The following is a 25,774-nucleotide window of genomic DNA, read 5'->3' on the forward strand; positions in this document are numbered from 1 at the left end:
CTTCTGTTAATCACGTTTTTTAGCCGAAGGCGACATCCAGCACCATCATCAGCACAAATCCACCCACCAGGCCCAGTACAGCTAAGTCTGTGTTTTTGTCGCGCTGCGTCTCCGGTATCACCTCCTCCACCACCACAAATATCATGGCACCCGCCGCGAAAGCAAGCGCGTAAGGCAGGATGGGCTCTATACTGATCACCGCCCAGGCACCCAGCACACCGGCAACAGGCTCCACAATTGCCGACAGCTGGCCATACCAGAAGCTTTTTCGCCGGCTCACGCCCTGCCTGCGCAACGGCATCGCCACCGCAAAGCCCTCCGGGAAGTTCTGCAGCCCGATACCGAATGCAAGGGTAATGGCAGCCGCATACGTGACGCCGTCTGCGCCGTTGGCCGCCGCCCCGAACAGCACGCCCACAGCCAGCCCCTCCGGTATATTGTGCAGCGTGATGGCCAGGATCAGCAGCGTTGTCTGGTGCCACTTTGTCTTTACCCCTTCCGTTTCGTCCTCTCTGAAGTTGATGTGCAGGTGCGGCGCCAGCTTGTCGAGCCCGAAGATGAACAAGGCCCCGGCCACAAACCCAAAAGCTGCAGGCATCCACGGCATATCCGGGTATTCCCTTTCGGCCAGTTCGATGGAAGGGCTCAGCAGCGACCAGAAACTGGCCGCCAGCATCACTCCCCCGGTAAATCCCAGCATCACATCCTGCCATTTCCTGTTCATCGTCTTAAAGAAGAAGATCATGCCCGCCCCCAGCATGGTGACAAACCAGGTAAAGAGCGTCGCCAGCAGCGCAGCGTTGATAGGGCCTATCTCTTTGCAATAATTTTCAATCGTCTCCATATAGATGAACCGGGAAGCAGGTTGAGCGCCGGCTAAAGCGCCAGCGTTTTCGAGCGAAACTATATATCCGCTTGGGCTACACCGTTTGCAGTACGGAAGCAATCCGTACTAAGATACCATGCCTGCCATCCGAAACGTTTGTATATATAGGCCCGCGGGCGAAGCGATCGGTACAGGAGAACTATACACACTCTCTTTGGTTGGATCATGATAAGGAAACAACATGTGCACTTCTCCGGAGGAAGTTTTTGTGAAAAAGTCAAAGGGGCTGCTATGGCCCTGTACTGAAATTCAGCATTTTTGTAAAGCCTATAAAGCAGCCATATAGCCCGCTATCGCTTCGGGTGGTTTTCATCCTAGCGATAAATTTTGTACTATAGCAGTGCTTCCTATTTTTGTTGTTTAAATTTGATGTTGTGAGGATCAGTTTTCTTCTTCTCTTTTCGCTTACTTTTTTTACAGAGGTCTTCGCCCAGCAGGAGGCGTACCCGCAGGTGGTTGCCAGGTCGGGTGATGGCATCTTCCTGCTGCTGCGCCGGCACGGCCTCGACCCCTCGCTTCACCTGGCCCCGTTTCTGGAGCTTAACAAGGAGAACATTGGCAAGGGCAACAGCCTGTATACCGGCAGAAGGTACCTGCTCCCGGTTGTTTCCGCTGCTCCGGCAAGTACTGCCGAGGCGACGCCGGCCGACGCCGCCAGCACGCCAGCGGCATTAAAATCAGCACCGGGACTGACCGCTAACTTCCCCCTATTCGGTGAAAAATATGCCCGGGTGGAGATGCTGGACCAGCAACTGAAAGGAACGGTTTATTACCTGGTGTCTGGCCACGGCGGACCGGACCCTGGGGCCATCGGAAAGTACGGCTCTCACCTCCTGGCCGAAGATGAATATGCCTACGATGTCACTATCCGGCTGGCGCGCAGGCTGATGCAGCATGGGGCCACCGTTTATATGATCATACAGGATGAGAACGACGGCATCCGGGACCAGGCCATCCTGGAGATTGACCGCGACGAGGTAAACTACCCCGATCACAAAGTTTCCCTGAACCAGCGGGAGCGGCTACGCCAGCGCACCGCCGCGATAAACGAGCTGCACGCGAAACACAAAGGCGCTTACCAGCGCATGCTCTCCATCCATGTCGACAGCCGCAGCAAAGGCCAGAATATCGATGTGTTCTTTTATCACCACAGCAACAGTGCGTTAGGTCAGAAACTGGCGCAGACCATACACCAGACCTTCACCACAAACTACAGCCGGCATCAGCCCAACCGCCATTATTCAGGCAACGTGTCCGATCGCAGCAGTTTATATGTGGTTAAATACAGCCACCCGCCTACCGTGTTCATCGAGCTCGGCAACATCAAAAACGACCTGGACCAGCGGCGCTTCGTGATCCCTAACAACCGGCAGGCACTCGCCAACTGGATATCGGAGGGCATCATCGCGGATTACCGTTCGAAGTAAGGCTGCAGAAGGCCACCGCTTATCCTCGCGCGCTCAATTGGCTCTAAAAAATCGAGGCTATATATGTCTACCTCTTAATGCCGCGTAGATTGTTTTCAGGCTTGAAGCGGTATATATAAACTAGGCCATTGCTCCTCCGTCGATGGCCAGGTGGGTGCCGTTGCAATAACTCGAGTCGTCGGATGCAAAGTATAAGAAAGCTTTGGCGATCTCCTCTGCCTTGCCCAATCGTTTGGCCGGAGTTCCTTGCATCCAGCGCCTGTGCATTTCCATAGGGGCGGCGTGCAGCATGGGTGTATCGGTATAGTAAGGGCAGATGGCGTTGGCGCGGATATTTTTATCTGCGTATTGTACGGCAATATTTTTTGTGAGGCCCAGCAACCCGTGTTTGGCAGCGGTATAAGGTGCGAGTCCGCGTTCGGCCACAAGGCCCGCCAACGACGACATGTTGACGATAACGCCACCTCCCTGCCTCAGGAACTGCTGCAGTTCGTATTTGACGCAAAAAAATTGCCCCGTCAGGTTAACAGCGATGATCTTCTCCCACACTTTCTCATCCAGATCATGAATGCCGGTATAGGTGCCACCGATGCCGGCATTGTTCAGGGCAACATCCATCCGGCCAAACTTCTCTACCGTGGCGCTGATGGCATTCCTCACGCTCGCCGCATCCGTCACATCTACCGGGACAAACAATGTTTCAGCGCCATGGCCGCCGATTTCCTGCATCGTTTCCGCATGATCAGACATGGCCAGATCAGCTACCACGACCTTAGCGCCCTCTCTGGCAGCCTCTATGGCGCAGGCCTTGCCAATACCTGAATTACCACCTGTGATAAATACTACTTTGCCGTCTAATCTCATCATAGTAAAACTGAATGGTCTGAGTAGGTTGATACGACAAAGCTCCACTGGCAGTCGGTGCAAATGTAGGGTTTAACAGGCCATCCCTTCCTGAACTCACTTCCTGTAGAAGAAAACACTTGTATAAAAAGCCCCCACTAACGTACCTGCTCCCCTCCTTTTGCCGCTCTGCCCATGCTTAAAAGGTCGGTCTTGATAAGGGGTCCCGCAGAAGCAATGCTTCTGGAATCAGAGCTGTAAGCGGTCACCAATTCTCAAATGAAGTGCAGGATAGTGACTTTGTGGTTTCAGTAGACAGGCAAATCAATCGCTACAGCTACAAGTTTGGCCGAGCGTTTACAGGTACGCTCTCATAAGGCAGGATAATTTGGGGGGACTTTTTCGATTCCTGTGGAATAGCCTACAACCAAATGGGCAGTTGCCTCAGAAATCAATGCAATAAAAGCTACTGTTGCATCTCCCGCGTCTATGGAATCACTTGCCCCATATAGCTGCAATTTTACAGGCATATAATTGACATTTAGCGTATTATATTAAACATATATAGACTGCCAGCGTTTATAACAACACCATCTACGTCCATCATTTGGGTACAATTACTATGAACTTCTAAAGCACACAGCTATGAAAAAACTATTATTCCTTTCGACATTACTTTTTGTATTTACCTTAGGAGCAGCGGCTCAGGACCTTGAAGACATCCAGACTCCGCAAACTACGGCTGCGGTAGCAGATGAAGCCGTGCAACAGGGCAACTGGCTCGTGGGGGCAAACATCGGCAACATCGGCTTTAATTTTAAGTCAGATAATTTTGGTATTGATATTAACCCCCGGGCGGGTTATTTTATCAGCGACAATGCAGCCGTCGGAGCCGAAGTGCAGCTTGGGCTGTCTATATATGATGGCGGCGAGGAATTCAGGTATGGGTTTACACCGTTTGCGCGCTACTATTTCCCGGAGGGTGCCGCTCCCACACACCGGTGGTTTGGCGAAGCCCTGGCAGGCTTTGCAGGCAGTTCGCTGGAGGATAGCGAGGGCGATGCCGTTTTTTCATCGGTATTAGGGCTCAGAGCCGGCTACGCGCACTTTGTTAGCGAGAACATTGCCGTGGAAGGAATACTGGGTTTTACCCGTACCAGTGCAGATATCAGCGTGGGCAATGGGAGCTCAGGCCTCAACTTTGGGCTGGGGTTCCAGATTTACCTCCCCGGCCGCGGAAACAGATAATCTATCTACAGAAAGCGCCGCGTGGAGGATTCCGCGCGGCGCTTTCTATATATGCTACTTTTTTATTTGAGCACTTTCTTCACCAGTATTGGTTTTCCGTCAATCTGGTGGTGGTATTTCAGGCCGAGAATTTCCGCCACGACCGGGTAAACATGTATGTTCCGGAAGGATGGAATCTTCGTGCCTTTCCGGAAAGCGGGGCCCCAGGCATAAAAGGTGGCGTGCATATCTTTGACGGTAGCCGGATCGTAGCCATGCGCCCCTGGGGCTGGCTTGCGCGATGAGAAATGAAAGACCCGAGGCGCTTCCGAAAGCAGCAGGATATCCCCGACGCGGTTATAGGCATCCTCTTTCGCCCCGTAGTGCAGGTGCTTCGGCATGTTCTTCTTGCGGTATACCTGGTAACCTTCTGCTTCCTTCTTCAGCTTTCTGTAGGTGCTTTTGATGGCGCTCCTGTCTTTGGCATGTAGCTCTACCACCATCCCCCCGCCTGATATATGGAACCTGGCCGTATCCACAGCGGCTGGCAGGGGCAGTGTGTTTCCCGTGTCGATCTCTGTCATGCCGTGGTCGGACACGAAGATATAATTCACTGGCAGCCCCGTTGCCGCGACTGCCTCAGTCAGCTGTTGCAGGTTGGCGTCCAACTCCTGCACCGCCGCCCTCGTCTCCGGAGCGTCCGGCCCGAAGCGATGGCCGGCGTGGTCTACCTCCGGCAGGTAAAACGTGATAAGGTGCGGGCGCCGCTCCTCCGGCAGTTGCAGCCAGTTCACGACCGTCTCCACCCTGTCCTCAAAAGCAATACCTTCGTTGTACAGGTAATAATAGGTGGGCCGTATGCCTTTAATGGGCGCTTCAGACCCGACCCAGTAATAACTCGCCGCAAGCATGTTTTGCTGCTCGGCCAGCACCCACAACGGCACGCCGCCGTACCAGCTGCTGTCCTCCACCTTGCTCTTGTCCCGCATGGTGTACGTTTCTTTCCGCTGCGGGTCGTAGAAGTGGTTGTTGACGAGCCCGTGCGTGGCCGGGTACATGCCCGTCACGAGGGTGTAGTGGTTCGGGAATGTTTTGGAGGGGAACGACGGAATCATCGACGCAGCCTGCACGCCCTGTCCACGCAGCGCCTGCAGGTGCTTTGCGTCGTATTTATCCGCGTAATCATACCGGAAACCATCTGCCGAGATCAGGATAAGGTAGGGCTTTTCCTGCTGCTCCGGGCTGTTGCGCCGGTAAGGTGTTACCTGTTGTGCGGTGTCTACCTGAGCGGAGGCGGAAGCCGCAAGCAGGAAAAAACAGAGGAGAAAAAGATGCCTTATCATATTGCAAAGGTAATTTCCGGCAGTCACTGCGGCACCATCCAGGGTTTTAATTCTCTATAAAGCCGCCCTCCGAAGTAGCTTTCACCTATGATTCTTTCACGAACAGGCGCTTGTCAAACTCAAAGGGGGTGGTTGTGGTAATGCGCACGTCCCGGAAGCCCGGGTGGCGCGGGTTCAGGAGATAATTGTAGGTGCCTTGCACGGTGGCCGAAGGCACTTTATAGACCAGGTACTCCCCACCGAGCACAAAAGCGTCACCGATTTCCTGCGTGCTGTTGGCATGCGGAAAGGTTTTCCAATCGGCCGGGAGGTCCCCAGAACTTAGTTCGAGCAAGGGGGCATCATCCGGCACCTCGATCTGAATAAGGTGATAATCAGCGGGGACGATGCCAAGCGGCATATGCACCGCTATCTCCACGGTGCAGAGCGCGATCGACTCGCTGGTGTAAAGCACGGCAACGCCTTTGCTGTTCCAGCGGCCGCCTGCCAGCTCGGCCCCACGCCCCGAGAGGTCGTTTTTGAACTTGCCCCTGCTGAGGCGGTATACGATCATGCCAGCACGCCGTGCTCAATGCGTGTCAACTCGTCTTTCAGCAGCCCGATGCCGAAGGTGCTGTCTAAAAGCTCTTTCGGCTTGATGCCGCCTAAGGCCACATTCTTCGCGCTTAGCCAGGCGTCGAAATTGGCCTTGTCTCCGAACACCTCTACCCCTTTGTTATAGACCAGCGTGATCTCTAGTATCTTTTCGGAGTGCAGCGGGTCGAAGGTGCGCCTGTCTTTTTTATAGCGCTGGAATGTGCGCTCCGACAGATGCAGGAAGTTTGACCACTCGGTGGTGCTGAACGGGCTCTTATCGGCGATGTTCTGGAACAGGCCGTATTTTATCCCCTCCCGCACCGTGCCAATGAGCATGAACACGTCCCGGTCGTCAATTTGCTTATAGCTAAGGTTGCTGCTGAGTACCTGTCCCATGGCTGAATAATTTTAGAAGTCAAATATAACGAAAGTTGTCATATTTAAAACGCCAATTGTCGCAAAATAGTTTTCGGGATCTGCTTTATCCAATACGCAATGGCAAGCCGTAGCGTCTCTGAACAGGTGGTTCTTCTCCTTGCACAACACATAGAGGAGGTAAGCCTGTGGAGAGACAGAGGATACAAGCTGATCACCCCATTTACTATTGGCTTTTCCATTGCCTTCTTTCGCTCCCTATATGATCCGCTCCTGAAACAGAAAGCAGTAAGTCACTGGATGGAACCTCTATTCCCGTCCCGGCCAGACAGGAAACCGGCTACAGTGGTAAAGGCTGAAGCGGAGATAAGCGGTTACTTCCGTTAAGCTTATCCATAGATCCTCAATCTATATATGGTCTCGTTATACAGTAAGATAATAGCCATATATAGCGGCAATCTTGCCTTAGAAACTAACTGTAAAACCCAGGATTTGCCAGTTTTAGTACGATGCTGGATTATAAATTACGCTGGGCTTGGACGCTTAAAGCACTAATTAAAGAGCGGAAGCGTTAGGTATCTTTAACAAGAGAACTAATTCCATGCGAAGATATATGGGAATGGCAGTTGGCCTGGCTTTGGGTCTAAGTGCCTGCAACACCCAAAGCGCCCTTACGGAGCACCAGCAACTGCCACCCGCACCTGTGCTCACCCTGGCCGATGTGGTGCCGGTGACACAGCCGGCGACACCAGAAGCAAAGGCAAACCAGGAGAAATTCATGCAGGAGAACATTACCCGGTTCAGGAGCCGCGCGTTGGCCAGCGCGTACTACGTGCTGCAGGCGCAACGCGCGTTCAGGGAAGAGAAGCTCGACTCAGCCACCCACTTCTTTAGCCGCGCCTACCTGATGGACAGCACCAACAACGACATCTTCCGCGGATATGGCTTGGTTTATGGGCAACAGCAGCGGTATGATGAGGCGCTCTTTGTGCTCTATCACGCGCTGGAAAACGATAGAGACAACCCGCTCCTGCTCAACGATATTGCCACCAGCCACCTGAGTCGCTTCTATATAACCAGCAACCCCGAGGATCTGCTGCAGAGCAGGAAGCTGCTGGAGAAGGCCGCGCAGCTCTCGCCGGATGAGGCGGATGTCTATTATAAACTGGCCATCAACAGCTATTACCTGCAGGAGTACGGAAATGCCTGGAGCTATCTGCACAAAAGCCTGCGCCGCAACAGGGCCGTAGCGGACAAAGCCTTTATTTCGGCACTGCTGGAGAAGCAGCAGGACCCGCAGGGCGAGTTTACCCCAGAGCTCGGCCAGTAGGCTTGCGAAAGAGGTAGCATTCAATTACTTTTATCCTTCAGCAGACAAACACAACGTACCCTATCGACAGATACAGAGATGAAGAAAGTACTAGTAGCCGTGGCCTTCCTATGCGCCACCACCCTTGGCTTTGCACAGGAGCAGCCGGCAGAGCAGAATATACAGGTGCAGCCGATGTTCGGAGGAAAGCAGAAGACCGAGGCGCAGCAGAAAAAGGATGAGAAGTTCCTGACCAGCTGCGACAAGAGCTTCACCAACAGGCAGGAAGCCAGCAAGTTTTTTGTGGAGCGCGGCTGGGAATACCTGAACGAGGGACAGGTGGACACTGCCGTTTACCGCTTTAACCTGGCCTGGCTCCTGAACCCCGACAACAAGGACACGTACTGGGCCTTCGGGTTGGTGACCTCCGCCAAAGGCGAGGAACAGAAAGCCATTGAGTTTTATGAGAAAGCCCTGGCGTACGAGCCAAAGAACTCGCTGCTGCTTTCAGACATTGCCTCTTCCTACCTGAAGGTATATAACGAGGGCAAAAAGAAGAAAAAGGATCTGAAGAAAGCCAGCAGCTACCTCAACGACGCTGTCAACGCGGACTCGACGAACGCCTTCGCGCTGTACAACCTTTCCAAAGTAAAGTTTTATGAGAAGAAGTACAGCGATGCCTGGAGATACCTGCACAAGAGCCGGTCAATTGACCTGACGCAGATTGACTATAGTTATATAGCGGAACTCACTGCCCAGATGCCGGACCCGAAGGGCTTTTTCCGATCCGCGGACGCAGCCCCTGCCACCACCACAACCAAAGAGTAAAAGGAAAGCCCCTGCCGAAAAGCAGGGGCTTTTTCATGCCCGCACAAAATCAGCAAGAATCGGGTTGAAAGTAAGGCTGTCTTTTCGGTACTTCACCGCATGAACCATTACGAAATAGTGGCCGAAGCCTTGCGCTATATCCGGGCGAACGCCCGGCAACAGCCAGACCTGGAGGAGATCGCCGCGCATGCCTGCATGAGCCCGTTCCATTTCCAGCGGGTATTCACAGAATGGGCTGGCGTAAGTCCAAAAAAGTTTCTGCAGTTTCTCACGCTGCGCCATGCCAAAACCACGCTCGCACAGGCAGCCTCGTTAGAGGCGGCAGCCGGCAGCAGCGGCCTCTCCGGCACCAGCCGCCTCCACGATCTTTTCCTGCAGATAGAGGGCATCACCCCCGGGGACTATAAAAAGCAGGGCGCAGAACTGCAACTGAACTACAGCACCGGCCGCTGCCAGTTCGGGGATTATATCGTCGCCTCCACCTCAAAAGGAATCAGTCACCTTCATTTTTACCAAGACGGGCAGCAGGCGCTGCAGGAGTTACGGGACCTGTGGCCAAAGGCGAACCTCGTGCCGCAGCAGGATGTTCTGCATCAGCAGGTACAGCAGTTTTTCAGCAATCATTTCGCGCCCCAAGCGCAAAAGTTGCCGCTGCACCTCCGTGGAACCCCTTTTCAGCTGAAGGTGTGGGAAGCGCTGCTCCGCATTCCGGAAGGACGGCTTGCCTCCTACGCCACCCTCGCCCAAAAAATCGGCCACCAGAAAGCCAGCAGGGCCGTGGGCACAGCCATTGGCAGCAACCCCATCGCCTTCCTCATTCCCTGCCACCGGGTTATCAAAAGCGTGGGCGGCATTGGCGAGTACCGCTGGGGCAGCGAGCGCAAAATGGCGATGATTGGCTGGGAGGCGGCTGCGCAGCAACAGGCAACAGCAGCAGATATTTCATACAGGGAGCTTCCGCTTTTTCAGGGAAAGGTGTAGGCGCTGCTACTTAGATTTTCTGAAAAACGGCAGAAATTGTTTAGAGTCACTCTTTCTCTATATCATATATTAGTTATATTTGTTCATCACCCTTTGATTAAATTTTAGCTAATCTATATATGAAGAAGAATTTACTGAGAGCCTCTGTGTTCCTGTTGGCGGGCAGCATGACCTTGTCGTCTTGCGTGGTGTCGAAGAAGAAGTACGAGGACCTGATGGCCCGCAAAAATGCGCTGGAGGTAGACAAGTCTGGACTGGAGAAGCAGAAAGCAACGCTGGAGCAGCAGAAGGCAAGCCTGGAACAGGAAAAATCGAACCTGGAGCAGGAACGGGCGAAACTGGAGCAGCAGAAGGCCGAGTACGAGCAAAGCCTGGCGCAGGCCCTGAAAGAGGGAAAATCCCTGGGCGAGAACTTGAACATGAGCAAATCACAGATTGAGCGGCTGAACGCCGACCTGAAGGCGCGGGAGCAACGCCTGGCCGAGTTGCAGCGCGTGCTGGATGAGAAAGAAAAGGCAGTAGCCAACCTGCGCAACAGCGTGAGCAAAGCCCTGCTGGGCTTCAACGATAAGGACCTGACTATTGACGTGCGCAACGGAAAAGTATATGTGTCGCTGGCAGAGCAGTTGCTTTTTAACTCCGGCTCTACCAAAGTGGACCCTAAAGGGGTAGATGCGCTGAAGAAGCTGGCGGCCGTTCTGAAAGAGCAGCAGGATGTGAACGTGCTGGTGGAAGGCCATACCGATGATGTGCCGATTGCGAGAGGCACGGTGGGCATGCAGGACAACTGGGACCTGAGTGTGTTGCGTGCCACAGAAATCACGCGCATCCTGGCAAACGCCGGCGTGGACCCGCAACGCGTGACACCATCCGGCCGCTCCAAATATGTGCCACTGGATGGGGCAACCACCAAAGAGGCGCGCCAGAAAAACCGCCGCACCGAGATCATTCTGACGCCGAAACTGGATGAACTCTTCCAGATACTGGAAACCACCTGATGCATCACAGCATTTCAAAAGTCAGAGGGCCAGCTTATATATAAGCTGGCCCTCTGACTTTTAACCTTATTTATATATAGTCAAGCTTCATTAATAACAAGTTATACCAGATCCCTATCACAGTAGGTTCTCACTCCTTCATTTCTCAAAAGGATAAAGCCACATATGGAAAGGGGGTTAAGCAGCTTGGTATTGATCTGTATAACTGACTTTCTATATAGATCAGGAAGCCCCTCTATATCAAAAGTAAAAAGCAGATCTGAGGCTTTCCGGAGCAGTTTTATAAAATCTTTTTAAACTCTTACCTCCTGCGGCTGCGGGAGCACCTTTTTAAAGAGGGGCAGCAGGAGCAGGTAGAGTAACCCGCCCAGCGGCAGGGCCAGCAGCGCCCAAACTGAAAACCCAGCCAGGTTCGCCATCCAAAGTTTGTTCAGCGCATCCAGCCAATCGGCTTTGAACATGGCAATCATCTCGTCCAGCGACAGGCGCAGTTCGGACAAACCAAAAACAAAGATACCCAAACGGATAAAAGGAATAGCCAGCAGAAGCTGCAAGGGATGCACCAGGTAACCCACCAGAACGGTAGCGGCGATGTTCAGCCGGAAGCGCGCCGCAATGGCGGTGCTGATGGCCGAACTCACCCCAAAGGCCGGCACGATGCCTACCACCGTACCCAAAGCCACCGTAGCGGCCAGCTTTCGGGGCGTCATCCCCTGCGTCAGCAGGTTGCGCGCAGGCTGCACCAGCCTGCGTTTGAAAAAACCCGAAATTACGCTAATAGCAGACAATGGCTTTAGAAATGAGAGGTGACACTACAGAAACGGCAATTACGAAATATAAGTGCAAAAATAAGGCACACTTTTCTGAGGATAGCCGAAAATACTGCTTTTGATACGCTTTCCGGCTAGAAGTAACCTTAGGTAGCTTCCTTAGTTTTGGGCATCGGGTGCTATGTATCGGATAATTGCTTCTATATGAGTGAGTACCGAAAATCCGGTCAATAAAATATGCCTGACGCTTTGCCCTGCTTTTTTACCATAATATTGGAGAAGCAAAAATATTGGAGAAGCAAACAAAAGTCTCCAATCCATATACTAAGCAGGTTATAGATGCTGAAGCACAAACTTTATCGCTGAAGGAGTCTTTTATTATGATTTTATAAAAAATCAGAAAGCTGATTAAACCAATTAGCAAATGGCAGGTCTAAACCCCATACTATCTTTCTTCTCTTTGCTGAACCTGCATGAAAAAATTACTACTTACGCTGTGCCTGCTGATAACCGCCTTTCAGGGTTTCGCGCAATCAGCGGCCTTGTCCGGCACGGTGAAAAGCGCGGTGGGTGCGTCAGCCTTGCCTGGTGCCACTGTTTTACTAAGTAATCCCGCTACCGAAGCCCCTCCCACTGCTACGATAACCGATTCAGAGGGTAACTTTCGCTTTGAGCGGGTGGCTCCCGGGCAATATAACCTGCAAGTGAACTACCTGGGGTTTCAGAACCTGAGCCAGCCCGTAAAGATGGAGGGCGTTTCGCAAAACCTGGGCACGTTGCAGTTACAGGAGGAGTCCACGGCGATCAAGGAGGTGCAGGTGGTTGGGCGGGTGCCGCTCGGCACACAGAAAGGCGACACCGCGGTGTACAATGCCGGCGCCTTTAAAACGGCGCCTGATGCGAGTGCCGAGGACCTGGTAACGAAAATGCCCGGTGTCACCATCCAGGACGGCAAGGTGCAGGCCCAGGGCGAAGACATCAAGCAGGTTTTCGTAGACGGCAAGCGCTTTTTCGGGGACGATGCCGATGCCGCCCTGCGCAACCTGCCTGCCGAGGTGATCGATAATGTGGAGATTTTCGACAGGAGAAGCGATGCCTCCCAGATGAGCGGCTTCGACGATGGAAACAGGGAAAAGACCATGAACATCGTGACCAAGAAAGACCGCCGGAGCGGGCAGTTCGGCAAAGTATCCGCCGGCTACGGCACCGATCAGCGCTATATGGTGGGGGCCGCCGTCAATTTTTTCAACAACGACAGGCGAATTACCGTCACCGGCCTCACCAACAACATCAACATGCTGGACTTCTCGGTGGGTGAAACCCCGGGCGGTGGCATGCGAGGCAGGCGGGGCGGCTGGGGAGGCGGAACACCCAACGGCATCATCACCACCAACACCATAGGCGTCAACTACAGCGACATGTGGGGCGAGAAAATGGAAGCAAGCGGCAACTACTCCTTCACGAGCAGGGAGTATGACCAAAGCCGCTATACCTTCAGGGATTATGTGCAGGCTGCCTATGCTGGACAGGAATATACCGAAGACGTGAACAGCGTCAATACCGAGAATGTCCACCGGTTTAACATGCGCCTGGATTATAAAATGAACGAACGCAACAGGTTGCTCATCACGCCTAATATCTCAATCCAGCAGAACAGCGTCAGTTCCAGCTTATTCGGGCAAACCTTATGGGACGAGGGGATGCTGAATGAGACCGAGAACAACTCCGAATCTGACAGGGCGAACTACAACTTCAACAACAACATTTACTACAGTCATAGCTTTGAGAAGGAGGGCCGCACTTTCTCGACCAGGCTCAACGGCAACTACAGCGCAGGCAACGGCGACAGCTATCTCTTATCGAACACGATATTCACAGACAATGCCGCCCAGAACGAATACCGGAACCAGTTTACGAATACAGACAGAACCGGGTATTCCTGGGAGGGAAACGTTTCCTACACCGAGCCGGTGGGCGAGAACAGCCGCGTGCAGCTGGAGTACGAGATAGGGAACCGCGTTGATGATTCGGACAGGCTCACCTATAACTTCCTGCAAGACCTGGGAACCTACAGTGCCCTTGACACCATCCTAAGCAACACCTTTAAAAGCGAATACCTGACACAGGAAGGGGAGATCGGCTACCAGTACAACACCGATCAGGTTAGAATGCAGGTGGAGGTAGAGTACCAGGAGGCGAAGCTGCAGAATGACCAGGTGTTCCCGGAGACCTATAACCTGAACCGCACGTTTGGCAGCATCCTTCCTTCCGCGCAGCTGGAATATAAATTCTCTGAAACCAGGACGCTCTTCCTCGATTACCGCGCCGATACAGACGCCCCCTCCATCGACCAGCTGCAGGACGTGATCGACTACTCGAACACGCTGCAGGTAAGCGTGGGCAACCCAAACTTAGACCAGTCTTTCGAGAACCGGCTAATGATGCGCTACAGGAACTTCGACAAAGAAACTAACAAAGTGTTTTTTGCCTTCCTGATGGGCTCCCTTACCCAAGACTACGTGACGAACAGCACGCTGCTGGTGCAGGACTCGTTGCGGCTGAGCGATGATATCGTGCTGGGAAGCGGCGCCACACTTTCGCGCCCCGTTAACCTGGACGGCTACTGGAATGTGAGGTCCTTCTTCAACTACGGGCAGCCTGTAAACTTCATCAACTCTAACTTTAACGTGAACGGCGGCTTTGGGTACTCCAGGATGCCGGGCCTCATCATTAACCAGGAACGGGAGACGAACGAGGTGAATTACGCCAATGAGACAAACTTCCGGTTGGGTGTTTCGCTCAGCAGCAACATCAGCGAAAAGATTGATTTCAACATCTCCACCCGTTCCAGCTTTAGCTTAGTGGACAATACGCTGCTGACGCAACAGAACAACAATTATTTCAACCAGTCGACGCAGCTGCGCTACAACTGGATTTTCTGGAAAGGACTGGTGTACCGCACCGAGTTGAACCACCAGTTTAACTCCGGATTATCGGAGGGCCTGGACAATAATTTCGTGCTCTGGAACATGAGCATCGGCAAGAAGATATTCAAAAACCAAAAAGGGGAGGTTAGCCTGAGCGTGAACGATTTGCTAAACCAGAACGTGAGCGTGCAGCGGAATGTGCGCTCTAATTACGTGGAGGACGTGCAGACAAACATCCTGCAGCGCTACTTTATGCTGACCTTCACCTATAATATCCGCAACTTCAGCGGCGGCAAGCTACCTGAGGACTTACAGCCTGACCAGGACCGCAACCGCGGGGACTGGGGCGGGCGCCCGCGCCGCGATTAAGGCATATATAATTTCAAAACAAGCGGCCCGGCATCTGATGCCGGGCCGCTTGCATGCTATAGCTACTGTCAACGCATCCTGCCTTATACTATTATCAATTGACTCCTGCGCACGAAGGTGTTCTATAAAACCCACCCCGCCCGGGAGGGGAATCCGCAGACGGGTAAAATTTCATTTGCATAAACCAACTGCATAAACCAACTGATAGTGGTATCAACTCATATATCAATTTTATATATAAATCCAGCTCCAACATCCCTGTGTCTATAGCTAAGGTCATAATGCCGCTCCCTGTCTTTCAAAAGGGTGAAGCCCTATATGGAGAAATTTTAGGCGACTTTGGTATAACTGTTTGCCAAATCCTTTATGAGCTACCACTGAAGATCCGGAAGTTATATAGGATGGCAACGAGGTGATTGGCAGCGTGGCTTTGGAAAGGATTTGCTCCATCTTTAGCTGAAATCACTTAAACAACTGCTTTATTTTGCTAAATGTAAGGGCATGCTCCTCTGTTCCTTCTGTTCCTAAAAGATAAGACCATGCGCGCAAACCGTCATTGTTGTCGCAATACACTTTGAACATCCCCAGCAGCGGCACAGCCACAAACATTCCGGGCAGCCCCCAGATCATCCCCCCCACGATAATGCTCAGGATGGTGAACATGGGGTTAATGTTTACCTGGCTTCCCGTTATATTGGGTGTCAGGATGTTGTTCTCAGTAAACTGCACCAGCAGGAAAAGCAGCAGCACCCAAAGCGCCTTCTGCGGGGAGCCTTGCACCATCAGGGTATAGGTCAGCGGAATGGCGGCGCCTATGAGCGTTCCGAAGTAAGGGATAAAGTTCATGAGGGCAGAAAGCACCCCCAGCATGATGGCATACTCAACCCCGATGAGCAGGAGCCCAAGCGAGTTCACAAAGCAAAGGATCAGGACCACCATCACCACGCCCCGCATATAGTGCTTTGTCACCAGGGAGATCTCATCGATGATGCGCTTCGCTTTCGGGTGCTGGTAAGAGGGCAGCTGCCGGTAAACGACATTCTCAAACTTGTTGCGGTAATAAAGCATCAGGAATATATACACGGGCATCAGCCCAAATTTGGTAAGGGTGTTCGTCATCGACATCAGCAGATCCGTTATAAAGCTACTGCTCAGCTCGAAGGCGTTGTTCACCTGGTGCCGCAGCCACCGCTCGTCCTCCGGGTGGCCTGCCCCGAATTCTTCATCTATGCTGTGCTGCAGCTTGTCAATGTTGCGCAGTGCCTGCTCCTGCAGCGTCGGGAAATCCCCAAGGAAAACAGCAAGTTGCCTGTAGAGCAGGACGATAAAGGTGATGAACACCGCCATGGCGGCGATAATGGTGATAAAGTTTGCGAGTATCCGCGGCAGCCCCCACTCCTCCAGCGTTTTTACCACCGGGTAGAGCAGGTACGAAAACAGCAGCGCCAGGAAAATGGGGTACAGGAAGTTCCGTGCCTCTACCAGCACATATACCAGCAGCACCCCACACAGCAGGATATATGTCAGTTGCTTCAGCCTGTCTTTCTTCCTCCTCATATCCCCTACTACTGCTTTTCAGGCAGTTTTTGTTATGCTTATTCCGGTGAGCCGCAGAAACGGGATATAAATGTGCAGAGTAGACCCAGCAGCGATATTAAAACACCTACAGCAAGTGGCTTTTACAGTACGATGACCAGAATACAAGAGCAAGCAGTTCGAATTGCGTATCTTTGCACTTCAAACACCTCGATATGACGACTTTCAACGACCTACAGCTGAAACCGGAACTGTTAGCCGGATTGCAGGAACTCGGCTTCACGATCCCCACCCCAATTCAGTCCAGCGCCATTCCGCTGCTGTTGCAGGGGCACGATGTGGCCGGGCAGGCCGAAACCGGCAGCGGGAAAACGGCTGCTTTCGGCCTGCCATTGCTGCACAGCCTGAATACCGAACTGCAGCAGGTACAGGCGCTGGTGCTGGTACCCACCCGCGAGCTGGCGGTGCAGGTACGTCAGGAGCTGAAGCAGTTGGGCAAGCATATAGGCAATCTCAAGATCAGCGCCTTCTACGGGGGACACGCTTTCTCGCAGGAGCGCGCCTCGCTTGCCCACCCTCCACAGGTGCTGGTGGGCACACCTGGCCGCCTCACCGACCATTTAAACCGGAGAACCCTGGATTTAACCCATGCCAAACAACTTGTTCTGGACGAAGCAGATAAGCTGCTGGAGATGGGGTTTGAGGAAGAGGTAGACCAGGTGGTGGCCGCACTACCGCCATCCCGCCAGACAATCCTCTTTTCTGCGACGATGTCTGAGGGGGTTAAGGAGTTAATTGCTGACTCGCTTCAGCATCCGAAGTTTGTGAAAGCGACGGCTACCACTATCCCCGACCAGGTCAAGCTAGTGGGCATTAAGGTGGAGCATCTTCAGCGGCAGGAGGCGGTACTGAACCTTGTACAAGGCATAGCCGCATCGGGCACCGTGGTGTTTGTGAACACGCGCGCCGCCGCCGACCAACTGAGTGCTTTGCTGCAGGCAAAGGGGCTAGTGGCCCGGACGCTGCACGGCGGCATGGAGCAGCCCGACCGCGACAAGGCCATGACACTCTTCCGCAACGGCACTACCCAGATTCTGGTGGCAACCGATGTCGCTGCCCGCGGACTGGATATTGATGCGCTGCGGCATATCGTGCACTTTGAGCTGCCCATCGATGCGGCCGCCTACCTGCATCGCAGCGGGCGCACCGGAAGGGCAGGCAAGAGCGGCACCGTGTATACCCTTGCTACCCCCGGAGACGAGCAGAAGCTGCGCGACTGGGAACTGCAGCAAATGGACGAGTGGCTGAAAGCAGATAACCTCCCTAATGCCTCCAGTAAGAAACTGGCGGCAGACAAAGCCGCCTTCGCCACCATCCACATCAGCGGTGGGCGAAAAGATAAGATCAGCCCGGGGGATATAGTAGGTGCACTGTTAGCCGAAACCGGCCTGAAGGCAGCCGAGGTCGGAAAGATAGAAGTGCAGGACCGACAGAGCTTTGTCGCCGTTCCCGCCGCAGCCACCCAGGCAGTGATCGAGCGCCTGAGCAACAGCAAAATCAAAGGCAGGAAATTCAAAGTGAGTATTATTAAATAAGCCGAAGCATCTGTTTATATATATGCTTTACTTTAGAAATCAGCAACTTACACCTCATTAACAAAGTAACAGACTAAGTCAATACAGGCATAAGTCATTGTCCGCTCCTGCCCTTTTAACTTGTGGAATTGAGATGTGATCTTAGAGCACTTTTATCTATAGTGGATATCAGGGTCTCTTCGTCCTGAAACTTTCCCCAGGCGCTTGCGTCGAATTGGCGCGGAAGCGCTACTTTTGCAGCTGATTTATACCATTACCTTACATGAAACGAATCACGCTTATCGCTGCAGCGCTTCTCTTTTGCAGCGCCCTCTCCTATGGCTGGGGCTTCTTCGGCCATAAAGTCATCCACCAGCTGGCCATATATAACCTACCGAAGCAGCTGCAGGGCTTTTACTTCAAGCACCATAATTACCTTATCTCTAAGTCCGTGCGACCGGACGAGCGGCGCAATGACGACCCGGCTGAGGCGCCGCGCCATTACATCGATATTGATGTATATGGGGATGAGGCAATTAACACCATGCCCGAAGCCTGGGAAGCCGCCGCTGCCCGGTACACCGCTGATACGCTGCTGAAATACGGCATCGTGCCCTGGCATGTGGTGGTGGTGCAGGAGCGCCTGACGAATGCCTTTAAGGAGCAGAACGCAGACAGCATCCTGTACTACTCCGCTGACTTAGGACACTATATAGCGGATGCGCACGTGCCGCTGCACACTACCGTGAACTACGATGGGCAACTGACGGCTCAGAAAGGGATGCACAGCCTTTGGGAATCGAAGCTGCCGGAGTTGTTTGCGCAGACATATAAACTGCAGGGCAAGAAGGCAACGTACCTCCCGGATACGGAAAAACAGATATGGCAGGTCGTGCGCCATACCTACTCTCTGATCCCGCAGACACTAAGCTATGAGTTGGAGGTAAGTAAAGAATTTACCCCCGAAGCAAAGTTCGACCAGGTGGAGCGAAACGGTAAAATGCGCCAGTATTATTCCGATGCCTTCGCCGAAGCCTACCAGCAGAAGTTAGGGAGCATGGTAGAGGATCAAATGCGTGCCGCCGCGCAGCAGGTAGCCAGTTTCTGGTACACCGCCTGGGTAGACGGCGGCAAACCGGACATGGACAAGCTCATGTTTCAGGCGCTCACCAAAGCAGATAAAAAGCAGCTGAAGCAGGAAAAGAAAGCCTTTCGGAGAGGGCAGCTGTTTGAGAAATGCCTGGTGGTGGCAGCAAAAGGCCAAACAAAAGAATAATCAAACGTACTGCTGTATCTAAAATGGCTATACCCACATAGGTATAGCCATTTTATTTTGTGCCGGTTTTCCCGCCGTCTTTCAGCGCCCATTTGACGGATCTGATCGTCAATTACAGCTAATTACATTAGCATGGCGTGAACAGCATATACTAAAAAACATTACCTTTACCCAATGGAGATAACGGTAGGAATAGCGGCATTCTTGGCTGGCCTGGTGGTGGCTTACCTGGCGCTGAAAGGGAAACTGAACACCCTGCAGCAGACGGCAAACCAGAACGCCGTCACGCAGGGTGTACTGGAGGGGCAGGCAAGGCAACGGGCGGAGGAGTCGGAGCAACTGAAGGCGCAGCTGCGCGAAGCCCAGTCGGAAACCATGGAGCTGACCAACGCCCTCACCAAAACAGAGACAGATTACGACCATTTAAAGCTGCGCCTGCAGGAGCAGGGCCGGGAGTTGGAGCAGTTGCGGGAGAAATTCCTGCAGCAGTTCCAGAGCATCTCCAACCAGGTGCTGATGACAAACGCCGAGCACTTCAACAAAGCCTCCTCCGAAAACCTGGAACGCATCCTCTCGCCGCTGAAAGAGCGCATTAAAGAGTTTGAAGCGAAGGTTGAACTCACCTATGAGAAGACCTTGAAAGACAGTGTTTCCCTGAAAGAGCAGATCACGCAGCTTGCCTCCCTGAACCAGCAGATGAGCCAGGACGCCCTGAACCTGACCCGTGCCCTGAAAGGCGAAAGCAAGACGCAGGGAAACTGGGGCGAGTACCTGCTGGAGAGCCTGCTGGAGAAGTCGGGGCTTCGCAAGGGCGTGCATTATGAGCGCGAGGAGGTGCGCCAGAACGACGAAAGCAGGATATACCGCCCCGACGTGGTGGTGCGCCTGCCAGACAGCAAGCACCTCATCATCGATTCCAAAATGTCGCTCGTGGCTTATGAGGCGTATTGCAGCTGCGAGGATGAGCTGCAGCAGGAAGCGTACCTGCGCAGCCACATTAACTCGGTCCGCACGCATTTCGCTGACCTGGGGCGCAAGAACTACCATCGCCTCGCCGGCATTAACTCTCCTGATTTTGTGCTGATGTACATCCCTATTGAGCCAGCCTTTAGCTTGGCACTGCAGCACGACCACGACCTGTTCACCGACGCCTTCGACCGCAACATCGTACTGGTTACAACCTCTACCCTCCTCGCCACCCTGCGCACGGTTGCCGGGGTGTGGCGACAGGAAGACCAGAAACGCAACGTGCTCCGCATTGCCGAGGAAAGCGGCAAGCTCTATGACAAATTCGTTGGCTTTGTAGATGACCTGAAAACCATCGGGAAGCACCTGGAGAACAGCCAGAGTTCTTACAACGCCGCCATGAACAAGCTCACCGAAGGCAAAGGCAATCTTATCCGGCGCGTGGAGATCCTGCGGGAACTGGGAGCCAAAACAAGTAAGACACTGGATGAATCCCTGCTGCAGGAAGCGCAGCTGACGGAGCGGCCGGAGGAACTGAATTGATCAGGATCAACAATCAGGCCCTGACAACGTTCTTAATGATAGTTCTATATATAGTTGAAGCTTATCCAATAACCGCGCTGAATACTAAACAACTATAGCTAACCTCTATATGCTTTTTTAAGTAAGACAGCAGGATATGACTATGGTACCGTTTTGACATTTACTTCTTACCATCATATTAGAACCGACGGATGAAAAAAATAATCATGACCGGCCTCACCGCCGCCATTTTCCTCACCTCCTGCCAGGAGCCACCCTCCGGCACCACCGCCGCAACCGAGACAGCCGCGGTAAGTGTGCCCGTGCAGCAGCAGGCACAGACATTCTTGGATAGTTATTCCGTAACGTACCAGAAACTTTACACAAACTCTGCGGAGGCGGAATGGGCCTCCAACACCAAAATTGTAGAAGGGGACTCGACAAATGCCGTGGCCACCCGCAAAGCCAATGAAGCCTTTGCCGCTTTCACCGGAAGCGCCGAGAACATTGCCCAGGCCCGCACGTTCCTGGAGCAGAAAAGCCACCTCACCGACTTGCAGGTGAAGCAGTTGGAGGCGATCTTATATGCCGGGGCCAATAACCCGCAGATCATTCCGGACGTGGTGAAGGCGCGCATCAAAGCCGAGACAGAGCAGACGGAGAAGCTCTATGGCTTCGACTACCGCATCTATGAAAAGTCCGTCAGCACCAACGACATCGACAATATCCTTAAGAGCGAGAAGAACGTGAAGAAGCGCCTGGATGCCTGGCAAGCCAGCAAAGAGGTGGGCCCGCAGCTAAAAGAAGGCCTGCTGAACCTGCGCCAGCTGCGTAACCAGACGGTACAAAGCCTTGGCTACGATGACTACTTCACCTACCAGGCCTCTGACTATGGCATGACGCGCGAGGAGATGATGGGCCTAATGAAGCAGCTGAACGAAGAGCTGCTCCCCCTCTACCGCGAACTGCACACCTACGCCCGCTATGAGATGGCTAAACAATATGGCGTGAAACAAGTGCCGGATTACCTTCCGGCCCACTGGTTGCCTAACCGCTGGGGCCAGGACTGGAGTGCCATGGTGGAAGTAGAGGGCATTGACCTAGATGGGGCCCTGAAGCCGAAAGGCGCCGAGTGGCTGGTGCAGCAGGGTGAACGGTTTTATACCAGTTTAGGCTTCCCGGAGATGCCGGAGACCTTCTACACCAGGTCGAGTCTTTATCAGCTGCCGGAAAGCGCCGGCTATAAAAAGAACAACCATGCCTCGGCCTGGCATATGGACCTGGACAAGGACGTACGCAGCCTGATGAGCGTGGAGCCAAACTCGGAGTGGTACGAGACCACGCACCACGAGCTGGGCCATATCTACTACTATATGACGTACACGAACCCTGATGTGCCGGTGCTGCTGCGGGCGGGAGCCAACCGTGCCTACCACGAGGCGATCGGAAGCCTGATGGGGCTTGCCGCCATGCAAAAGCCTTTCCTGGCTGAGCTCAACCTGATCGATAAGGACGCAAAGACGGATGAGGTGCAGACATTGCTGAAAGAAGCGCTGAGCTATGTCACCTTCATCCCTTTTTCAGCGGGGGTGATGAGCGAATGGGAGCACGACTTTTACGCCCAGAACCTGCCGGCCAACCAACTGAACAAGCGCTGGTGGGAGCTGGCCAAAAAGTACCAGGGCATTGTGCCACCGTCTGATCGTGGGGAGAATTACCTGGATGCCGCCACCAAAACGCATATAAATGACGACGCGGCACAGTATTATGACTATGCCCTCTCCTATGTGATCCTGTTCCAGTTGCACGACCACATCGCCAAAAACATTTTAAAGCAGGACCCGCACGCCACCAACTACTATGGCAAAAAGGAAGTAGGCGATTTCCTGCGCGAGATCATGTACCCGGGCGCTTCCGCTGACTGGCGCCTGATGCTGAAAGAGAAGACAGGCGAGGAACTCAGTGCCCGCGCCATGGTAGCTTACTTCCAGCCACTGATGGACTACCTGAAAGAGCAGAATAAGGGCAGAAAGCACACGATCTAAGAATTTCAGGTAGATTTATATATGGCAAAAGCCGCAACGGTTTCCGTTGCGGCTTTTGCCATATATAAAGTCAGGCCGATTTACTCCAATACCTGAACCGACAACGAAAGCACCGGATCTTTTTCTGTGCTCGATTTTGGTGCCTGTTTATAAGTGCTTAGGAATAGGGCCATTTTATCCACCGTCTGGCTCAGGACTTCCACTGGTGGCAGGTACACAATCCGGAAATGATCGGGCTTGTGCCAGTTAAAGCCACTCCCTTGCACCACGAATATATGCTGCGCCGCCAGCAGGTCAATCACAAACTGCTGATCATTGTGGATCGCAAATTTTTTGGCGTCAATTCTGGGGAACATATAAAAAGCGCCCATTGGCTTAACGCAGGATATACCCGGAATAGCCGTCAGTTTGTCATAGCACACTGCCCGCTGCTGGCCAAGGCGCCCGGTAGGCAACACCAGGTCCCGAACCGAGGGTGTGCCTTCCAGGGCCACCTGTATGGCGTACTGCGCCGGCACATTGCTGCAAACGCGCAGGCTGGCCAGTGTGTTCAGCCCGTCTATATAATCCGCTGCCTTTGCTTTTGCCCCGCTCAGCAGCATCCACCCCGCCCTGAAACCGGCTGCCAGGTAGTTCTTGGAGAGTCCGCTCATCGTGATGCACAGCACCGCATCTGTCAGCGTCGCCGTGGGTATATGCACAGTGCCATCGTACAGAATCTTATCATAGATCTCATCAGAGAAAATGATGAGGTTGTGCTCCTCCGCCACATCCACAATCTCCTGCAGCAGTTCCTTCGAATAAACGGCCCCAGTCGGGTTGTTTGGGTTGATGAGGACGATAGCCTTGGTCCTGAGCGTAATTTTGCTCCTGATATCGGAGATGTCCGGGAACCAGCCTGATGCCTCGTCGCAAATGTAATGTACGGGCTTACCGCCGGAAAATGACACGGCAGCAGTCCAGAGCGGGTAGTCCGGGGACGGTATCAGCATCTCATCGCCGTCGTTCAGCAGCGCCTGCACCGCATGCATGATCAGTTCGCTCAGCCCATTGCCCAGGAAAATGTCATCAGCCTGCACTCCCTGCAGCCCAATTCCTTCATAGTAGCGCTTTACGGCCTCGCGCGCGCTTAAGAGACCTTTATGGTCAGAGTATCCCTGTGCATTGCCAAGGTTAAGCGCCATGTGCTGAATCACTTCGGCCGGGGCGTTAAACCCAAAAGGTGCCGGGTTGCCTATATTGAGGTTGGTGACTGTATGCCCCCGTCGCTCAAGCTCTTTCGATTTCTCATATACCGGCCCACGCAGTTCATAAGTAACGTTGTGAAGCCTGTCGCTTCGATGTATCATGCTCACAAAATTTTTCCAATATACTATTGCTAACTGACTTATTTGTCATTCCCAGCAGATGAATTCTGCAGGAATAGCAAACATCCGCCGTATTAGTTGCCTATATGATAAATTAAATAGCAGCTCCAATTTTAGGCTTCCTGCACTATCGGGCTATTGACTGCCTGCTAAATGTGGCAAATCCGTTTAATTATCTATCACAAATTCGCTGGTGCCGCTTAATTTCATGCCGCGCCGTAGTCTGCAGGCGCTCGGCCAAGGTGGCGTTGATCCTATTTTTCAGAAAATGAACGACGCTGCCATTGCTCAGTATAACTTATATAGGAGTGCATTCGGGATATAAACAAAAAGGGCTTAGCAACACGCTAAGCCCTCCAGTATCTATATGTTCGAGTAAATTACTTTACCTTCTCAACGATGCTTTTGAAAGCTTCCGGATGGTTCATCGCCAGGTCAGCGAGTACCTTGCGGTTCAGGTCGATGTTGGCCTTCTTCAGGGCTCCCATCAGCACTGAGTAAGACAGACCGTGCTCACGGGCACCGGCGTTGATACGCTGGATCCAAAGCGCTCTGAAGTCTCTCTTCTTTGCTTTTCTGTCGCGATAGGCATAGCCCAAGCCTTTTTCAACTGCGTTTTTCGCAACTGTCCAAACGTTTTTGCGACGGCCAAAGTAACCTTTGGCCATTTTCATTATTTTCTTTCTTCTGTGTCGTGCTGCTACGACATTGACTGATCTAGGCATTTCTTTTGGTTTTAGCGACTGGTGATTATAGAATCTTTAAAAGACCAGGCACTGGGTTCGTACTGATAATTAACCTGTAATAATTAAATGTTAAGCATTGCTTTCACTCTGTCGGTGTCAGCTGAGCTAACAAGGCCGATGTGAGTAAGGTTGCGCTTCTGCTTCGTCGTTTTCTTAGTCAGGATGTGGCTTTTGTAAGCGTGCTTACGCTTGATTTTGCCAGTACCTGTCAAAGTAAAACGCTTCTTTGCACCAGATTTAGTTTTTACTTTTGGCATGGGTATATAATTGATTTAAAAATTTACTTCTTGGCCGGAGGCGCCACCTTCGGCGACAGGATCAGGAACATCCTTTTCCCTTCCAGCTTTGGCAGTTGCTCTACCTTCGCCACATCCTCCAGCGCCTGCGCAAACTTGAGCAGCAGGATCTCGCCTCTTTCCTTGAAGACGATGGAACGCCCCACAAAGTGGACGTAGGATTTTATTTTGAAACCACTCTCGAGAAAGCCTTTTGCGTGCTTCAGCTTGAACTCAAAGTCGTGATCATCGGTGTTCGGACCAAACCGAATCTCCTTGATCACCACTTTCTGGGCTTTCGCCTTCATCTCGCGCGTTTTCTTCTTCTGCTCGTACTTGAATTTCGAGTAGTCGATGATGCGGCATACGGGAGGATTAGCTGTGGGCGAAATCTCGACCAGGTCAAGATTCTGCTCGTTGGCTATGCGTTGTGCATCTCTTGTCGAGAACACACCTTGCTCTACATTGTCTCCAACTAGCCTTACTTCTCGGGCAGTTATTTTTTCATTGACTTTGTATGGCTCCTCCACTTTACCTCGTGGGATGTAGCGCCTATTTTGAGTAGCTATAGTTTTGCCTCCTTAGTTTAGTTTTTACAATCAGACTGC

The 25,774-nt window shown here is 52.8% G+C and carries 22 protein-coding genes; 11 read left to right on the top strand and 11 right to left on the bottom strand.

Features of this window, described 5'->3' with window-relative positions; genetic code table 11:
* Nucleotides 1-19: 19 nt before the first annotated feature.
* Entirely contained in the window at nt 20-844 is an 825-nt protein-coding gene (locus ABD920_RS24530) for a ZIP family metal transporter (RefSeq protein ID WP_345163663.1), read from the bottom strand.
* Nucleotides 845-1,260: 416 nt separating this feature from the next.
* On the opposite strand from ABD920_RS24530, the gene ABD920_RS24535 reads away from it, so the two are divergent.
* On the top strand, nt 1,261-2,313 hold the full coding sequence (locus ABD920_RS24535; RefSeq protein WP_345163666.1) for an N-acetylmuramoyl-L-alanine amidase family protein: 1,053 nt from the start codon (nt 1,261-1,263) through the stop codon (nt 2,311-2,313).
* Nucleotides 2,314-2,433: 120 nt separating this feature from the next.
* Here the strand turns inward: ABD920_RS24535 and ABD920_RS24540 are convergent, their stop codons facing one another.
* A complete protein-coding gene (locus ABD920_RS24540; protein WP_345163669.1) occupies nt 2,434-3,180 on the bottom strand; it encodes an SDR family NAD(P)-dependent oxidoreductase in 747 nt (248 codons plus the stop codon).
* Nucleotides 3,181-3,801: 621 nt separating this feature from the next.
* Between ABD920_RS24540 and ABD920_RS24545 the strand changes: the two genes are divergently transcribed.
* A complete protein-coding gene (locus ABD920_RS24545; RefSeq protein ID WP_345163671.1) occupies nt 3,802-4,404 on the top strand; it encodes a hypothetical protein in 603 nt (200 codons plus the stop codon).
* A 62-nt stretch (nt 4,405-4,466) separates the two neighbouring features.
* Here ABD920_RS24545 and ABD920_RS24550 read toward each other — a convergent pair whose 3' ends face one another.
* From ABD920_RS24550 to parS, 3 genes are all read right to left on the bottom strand, one after another.
* Nucleotides 4,467-5,726 (bottom strand): alkaline phosphatase family protein, encoded by a 1,260-nt coding sequence (locus ABD920_RS24550; protein WP_345163674.1) that lies wholly within the window; start codon nt 5,724-5,726, stop codon nt 4,467-4,469.
* 85 nt (nt 5,727-5,811) lie between these two features.
* Nucleotides 5,812-6,279, bottom strand: coding sequence for an RES family NAD+ phosphorylase (locus tag ABD920_RS24555; protein ID WP_345163677.1), 468 nt, complete (start codon nt 6,277-6,279; stop codon nt 5,812-5,814).
* Nucleotides 6,276-6,698, bottom strand: a complete 423-nt coding sequence (gene parS / locus ABD920_RS24560) for a type II RES/Xre toxin-antitoxin system antitoxin (protein ID WP_345163679.1) — start codon at nt 6,696-6,698, stop codon at nt 6,276-6,278. The genes ABD920_RS24555 and parS overlap by 4 nt, the downstream gene beginning before the upstream one ends.
* 598 nt (nt 6,699-7,296) lie before the next feature.
* On the opposite strand from parS, the gene ABD920_RS24565 reads away from it, so the two are divergent.
* The 4 genes from ABD920_RS24565 to ABD920_RS24580 all read left to right on the top strand — a co-directional run bounded on the left by ABD920_RS24565 (nt 7,297) and on the right by ABD920_RS24580 (nt 10,793).
* Complete coding sequence (locus ABD920_RS24565; protein WP_345163682.1) at nt 7,297-8,007, top strand: tetratricopeptide repeat protein; 711 nt, start codon at nt 7,297-7,299, stop codon at nt 8,005-8,007.
* A 78-nt stretch (nt 8,008-8,085) separates the two neighbouring features.
* Nucleotides 8,086-8,814, top strand: coding sequence for a tetratricopeptide repeat protein (locus ABD920_RS24570; RefSeq protein WP_345163685.1), 729 nt, complete (start codon nt 8,086-8,088; stop codon nt 8,812-8,814).
* A gap of 99 nt (nt 8,815-8,913) precedes the next feature.
* Nucleotides 8,914-9,795, top strand: coding sequence for a methylated-DNA--[protein]-cysteine S-methyltransferase (locus ABD920_RS24575; RefSeq protein WP_345163688.1), 882 nt, complete (start codon nt 8,914-8,916; stop codon nt 9,793-9,795).
* A 119-nt stretch (nt 9,796-9,914) separates the two neighbouring features.
* Nucleotides 9,915-10,793 (top strand): OmpA/MotB family protein, encoded by an 879-nt coding sequence (locus ABD920_RS24580; RefSeq protein WP_345163691.1) that lies wholly within the window; start codon nt 9,915-9,917, stop codon nt 10,791-10,793.
* A 293-nt stretch (nt 10,794-11,086) separates the two neighbouring features.
* On the opposite strand, the gene ABD920_RS24585 is transcribed toward ABD920_RS24580, so the two are convergent.
* Nucleotides 11,087-11,581 carry a DUF2062 domain-containing protein gene (locus ABD920_RS24585; protein ID WP_345163692.1) on the bottom strand — a complete coding sequence of 165 codons (495 nt, stop codon included), beginning with the start codon at nt 11,579-11,581 and terminating at the stop codon, nt 11,087-11,089.
* Between the two features lie 455 nt (nt 11,582-12,036).
* On the opposite strand from ABD920_RS24585, the gene ABD920_RS24590 reads away from it, so the two are divergent.
* The gene (locus tag ABD920_RS24590) at nt 12,037-14,859 is read left to right on the top strand and encodes an outer membrane beta-barrel protein (protein WP_345163694.1); all 2,823 of its coding nucleotides are present in this window, start codon (nt 12,037-12,039) and stop codon (nt 14,857-14,859) included.
* A gap of 462 nt (nt 14,860-15,321) precedes the next feature.
* On the opposite strand, the gene ABD920_RS24595 is transcribed toward ABD920_RS24590, so the two are convergent.
* Nucleotides 15,322-16,416 (bottom strand): AI-2E family transporter, encoded by a 1,095-nt coding sequence (locus tag ABD920_RS24595; RefSeq protein ID WP_345163696.1) that lies wholly within the window; start codon nt 16,414-16,416, stop codon nt 15,322-15,324.
* A gap of 194 nt (nt 16,417-16,610) precedes the next feature.
* On the opposite strand from ABD920_RS24595, the gene ABD920_RS24600 reads away from it, so the two are divergent.
* From ABD920_RS24600 to ABD920_RS24615, 4 genes are all read left to right on the top strand, one after another.
* On the top strand, nt 16,611-17,990 hold the full coding sequence (locus ABD920_RS24600) for a DEAD/DEAH box helicase (protein WP_345163698.1): 1,380 nt from the start codon (nt 16,611-16,613) through the stop codon (nt 17,988-17,990).
* A gap of 262 nt (nt 17,991-18,252) precedes the next feature.
* Nucleotides 18,253-19,245, top strand: coding sequence for a zinc dependent phospholipase C family protein (locus ABD920_RS24605; protein ID WP_345163701.1), 993 nt, complete (start codon nt 18,253-18,255; stop codon nt 19,243-19,245).
* A 174-nt stretch (nt 19,246-19,419) separates the two neighbouring features.
* Entirely contained in the window at nt 19,420-20,754 is a 1,335-nt protein-coding gene (locus ABD920_RS24610) for a DNA recombination protein RmuC (protein WP_345163704.1), read from the top strand.
* A 191-nt stretch (nt 20,755-20,945) separates the two neighbouring features.
* Complete coding sequence (locus ABD920_RS24615) at nt 20,946-22,778, top strand: M2 family metallopeptidase (RefSeq protein WP_345163707.1); 1,833 nt, start codon at nt 20,946-20,948, stop codon at nt 22,776-22,778.
* Nucleotides 22,779-22,858: 80 nt separating this feature from the next.
* On the opposite strand, the gene ABD920_RS24620 is transcribed toward ABD920_RS24615, so the two are convergent.
* The 4 genes from ABD920_RS24620 to infC form a co-directional block, all read right to left on the bottom strand.
* Complete coding sequence (locus ABD920_RS24620) at nt 22,859-24,127, bottom strand: pyridoxal phosphate-dependent aminotransferase (RefSeq protein WP_345163710.1); 1,269 nt, start codon at nt 24,125-24,127, stop codon at nt 22,859-22,861.
* 398 nt (nt 24,128-24,525) lie between these two features.
* Nucleotides 24,526-24,870 (bottom strand): 50S ribosomal protein L20, encoded by a 345-nt coding sequence (rplT, locus tag ABD920_RS24625; protein ID WP_345163713.1) that lies wholly within the window; start codon nt 24,868-24,870, stop codon nt 24,526-24,528.
* A gap of 83 nt (nt 24,871-24,953) precedes the next feature.
* Nucleotides 24,954-25,148: a 50S ribosomal protein L35 gene (rpmI, locus tag ABD920_RS24630; RefSeq protein ID WP_345163716.1), complete on the bottom strand. Its 195-nt coding sequence runs from the start codon at nt 25,146-25,148 to the stop codon at nt 24,954-24,956.
* A gap of 23 nt (nt 25,149-25,171) precedes the next feature.
* Nucleotides 25,172-25,735, bottom strand: a complete 564-nt coding sequence (gene infC / locus ABD920_RS24635; protein ID WP_345163880.1) for a translation initiation factor IF-3 — start codon at nt 25,733-25,735, stop codon at nt 25,172-25,174.
* Between the last annotated feature and the right edge of the window lie 39 nt (nt 25,736-25,774).

Source organism: Pontibacter saemangeumensis, from assembly GCF_039541895.1.
Taxonomy (GTDB): Bacteria; Bacteroidota; Bacteroidia; order Cytophagales; family Hymenobacteraceae; genus Pontibacter; species Pontibacter saemangeumensis.

Excerpts from the sequence above, each read along its gene's own strand:
- ABD920_RS24530 (WP_345163663.1), bottom strand. The coding sequence starts at position 844 with ATGGAGACGATTGAAAATTATTGCAAAGAGATAGGCCCTATCAACGCT.
- ABD920_RS24540 (WP_345163669.1), bottom strand. The coding sequence starts at position 3,180 with ATGATGAGATTAGACGGCAAAGTAGTATTTATCACAGGTGGTAATTCA.
- ABD920_RS24545 (WP_345163671.1), top strand. The coding sequence starts at position 3,802 with ATGAAAAAACTATTATTCCTTTCGACATTACTTTTTGTATTTACCTTA.
- ABD920_RS24550 (WP_345163674.1), bottom strand. The coding sequence starts at position 5,726 with ATGATAAGGCATCTTTTTCTCCTCTGTTTTTTCCTGCTTGCGGCTTCC.
- ABD920_RS24555 (WP_345163677.1), bottom strand. The coding sequence starts at position 6,279 with ATGATCGTATACCGCCTCAGCAGGGGCAAGTTCAAAAACGACCTCTCG.
- parS (WP_345163679.1), bottom strand. The coding sequence starts at position 6,698 with ATGGGACAGGTACTCAGCAGCAACCTTAGCTATAAGCAAATTGACGAC.
- ABD920_RS24565 (WP_345163682.1), top strand. The coding sequence starts at position 7,297 with ATGGCAGTTGGCCTGGCTTTGGGTCTAAGTGCCTGCAACACCCAAAGC.
- ABD920_RS24570 (WP_345163685.1), top strand. The coding sequence starts at position 8,086 with ATGAAGAAAGTACTAGTAGCCGTGGCCTTCCTATGCGCCACCACCCTT.
- ABD920_RS24575 (WP_345163688.1), top strand. The coding sequence starts at position 8,914 with ATGAACCATTACGAAATAGTGGCCGAAGCCTTGCGCTATATCCGGGCG.
- ABD920_RS24580 (WP_345163691.1), top strand. The coding sequence starts at position 9,915 with ATGAAGAAGAATTTACTGAGAGCCTCTGTGTTCCTGTTGGCGGGCAGC.
- ABD920_RS24590 (WP_345163694.1), top strand. The coding sequence starts at position 12,037 with ATGAAAAAATTACTACTTACGCTGTGCCTGCTGATAACCGCCTTTCAG.
- ABD920_RS24595 (WP_345163696.1), bottom strand. The coding sequence starts at position 16,416 with ATGAGGAGGAAGAAAGACAGGCTGAAGCAACTGACATATATCCTGCTG.
- ABD920_RS24600 (WP_345163698.1), top strand. The coding sequence starts at position 16,611 with ATGACGACTTTCAACGACCTACAGCTGAAACCGGAACTGTTAGCCGGA.
- ABD920_RS24605 (WP_345163701.1), top strand. The coding sequence starts at position 18,253 with ATGAAACGAATCACGCTTATCGCTGCAGCGCTTCTCTTTTGCAGCGCC.
- ABD920_RS24610 (WP_345163704.1), top strand. The coding sequence starts at position 19,420 with ATGGAGATAACGGTAGGAATAGCGGCATTCTTGGCTGGCCTGGTGGTG.
- ABD920_RS24615 (WP_345163707.1), top strand. The coding sequence starts at position 20,946 with ATGAAAAAAATAATCATGACCGGCCTCACCGCCGCCATTTTCCTCACC.
- ABD920_RS24620 (WP_345163710.1), bottom strand. The coding sequence starts at position 24,127 with ATGATACATCGAAGCGACAGGCTTCACAACGTTACTTATGAACTGCGT.
- rplT (WP_345163713.1), bottom strand. The coding sequence starts at position 24,870 with ATGCCTAGATCAGTCAATGTCGTAGCAGCACGACACAGAAGAAAGAAA.
- rpmI (WP_345163716.1), bottom strand. The coding sequence starts at position 25,148 with ATGCCAAAAGTAAAAACTAAATCTGGTGCAAAGAAGCGTTTTACTTTG.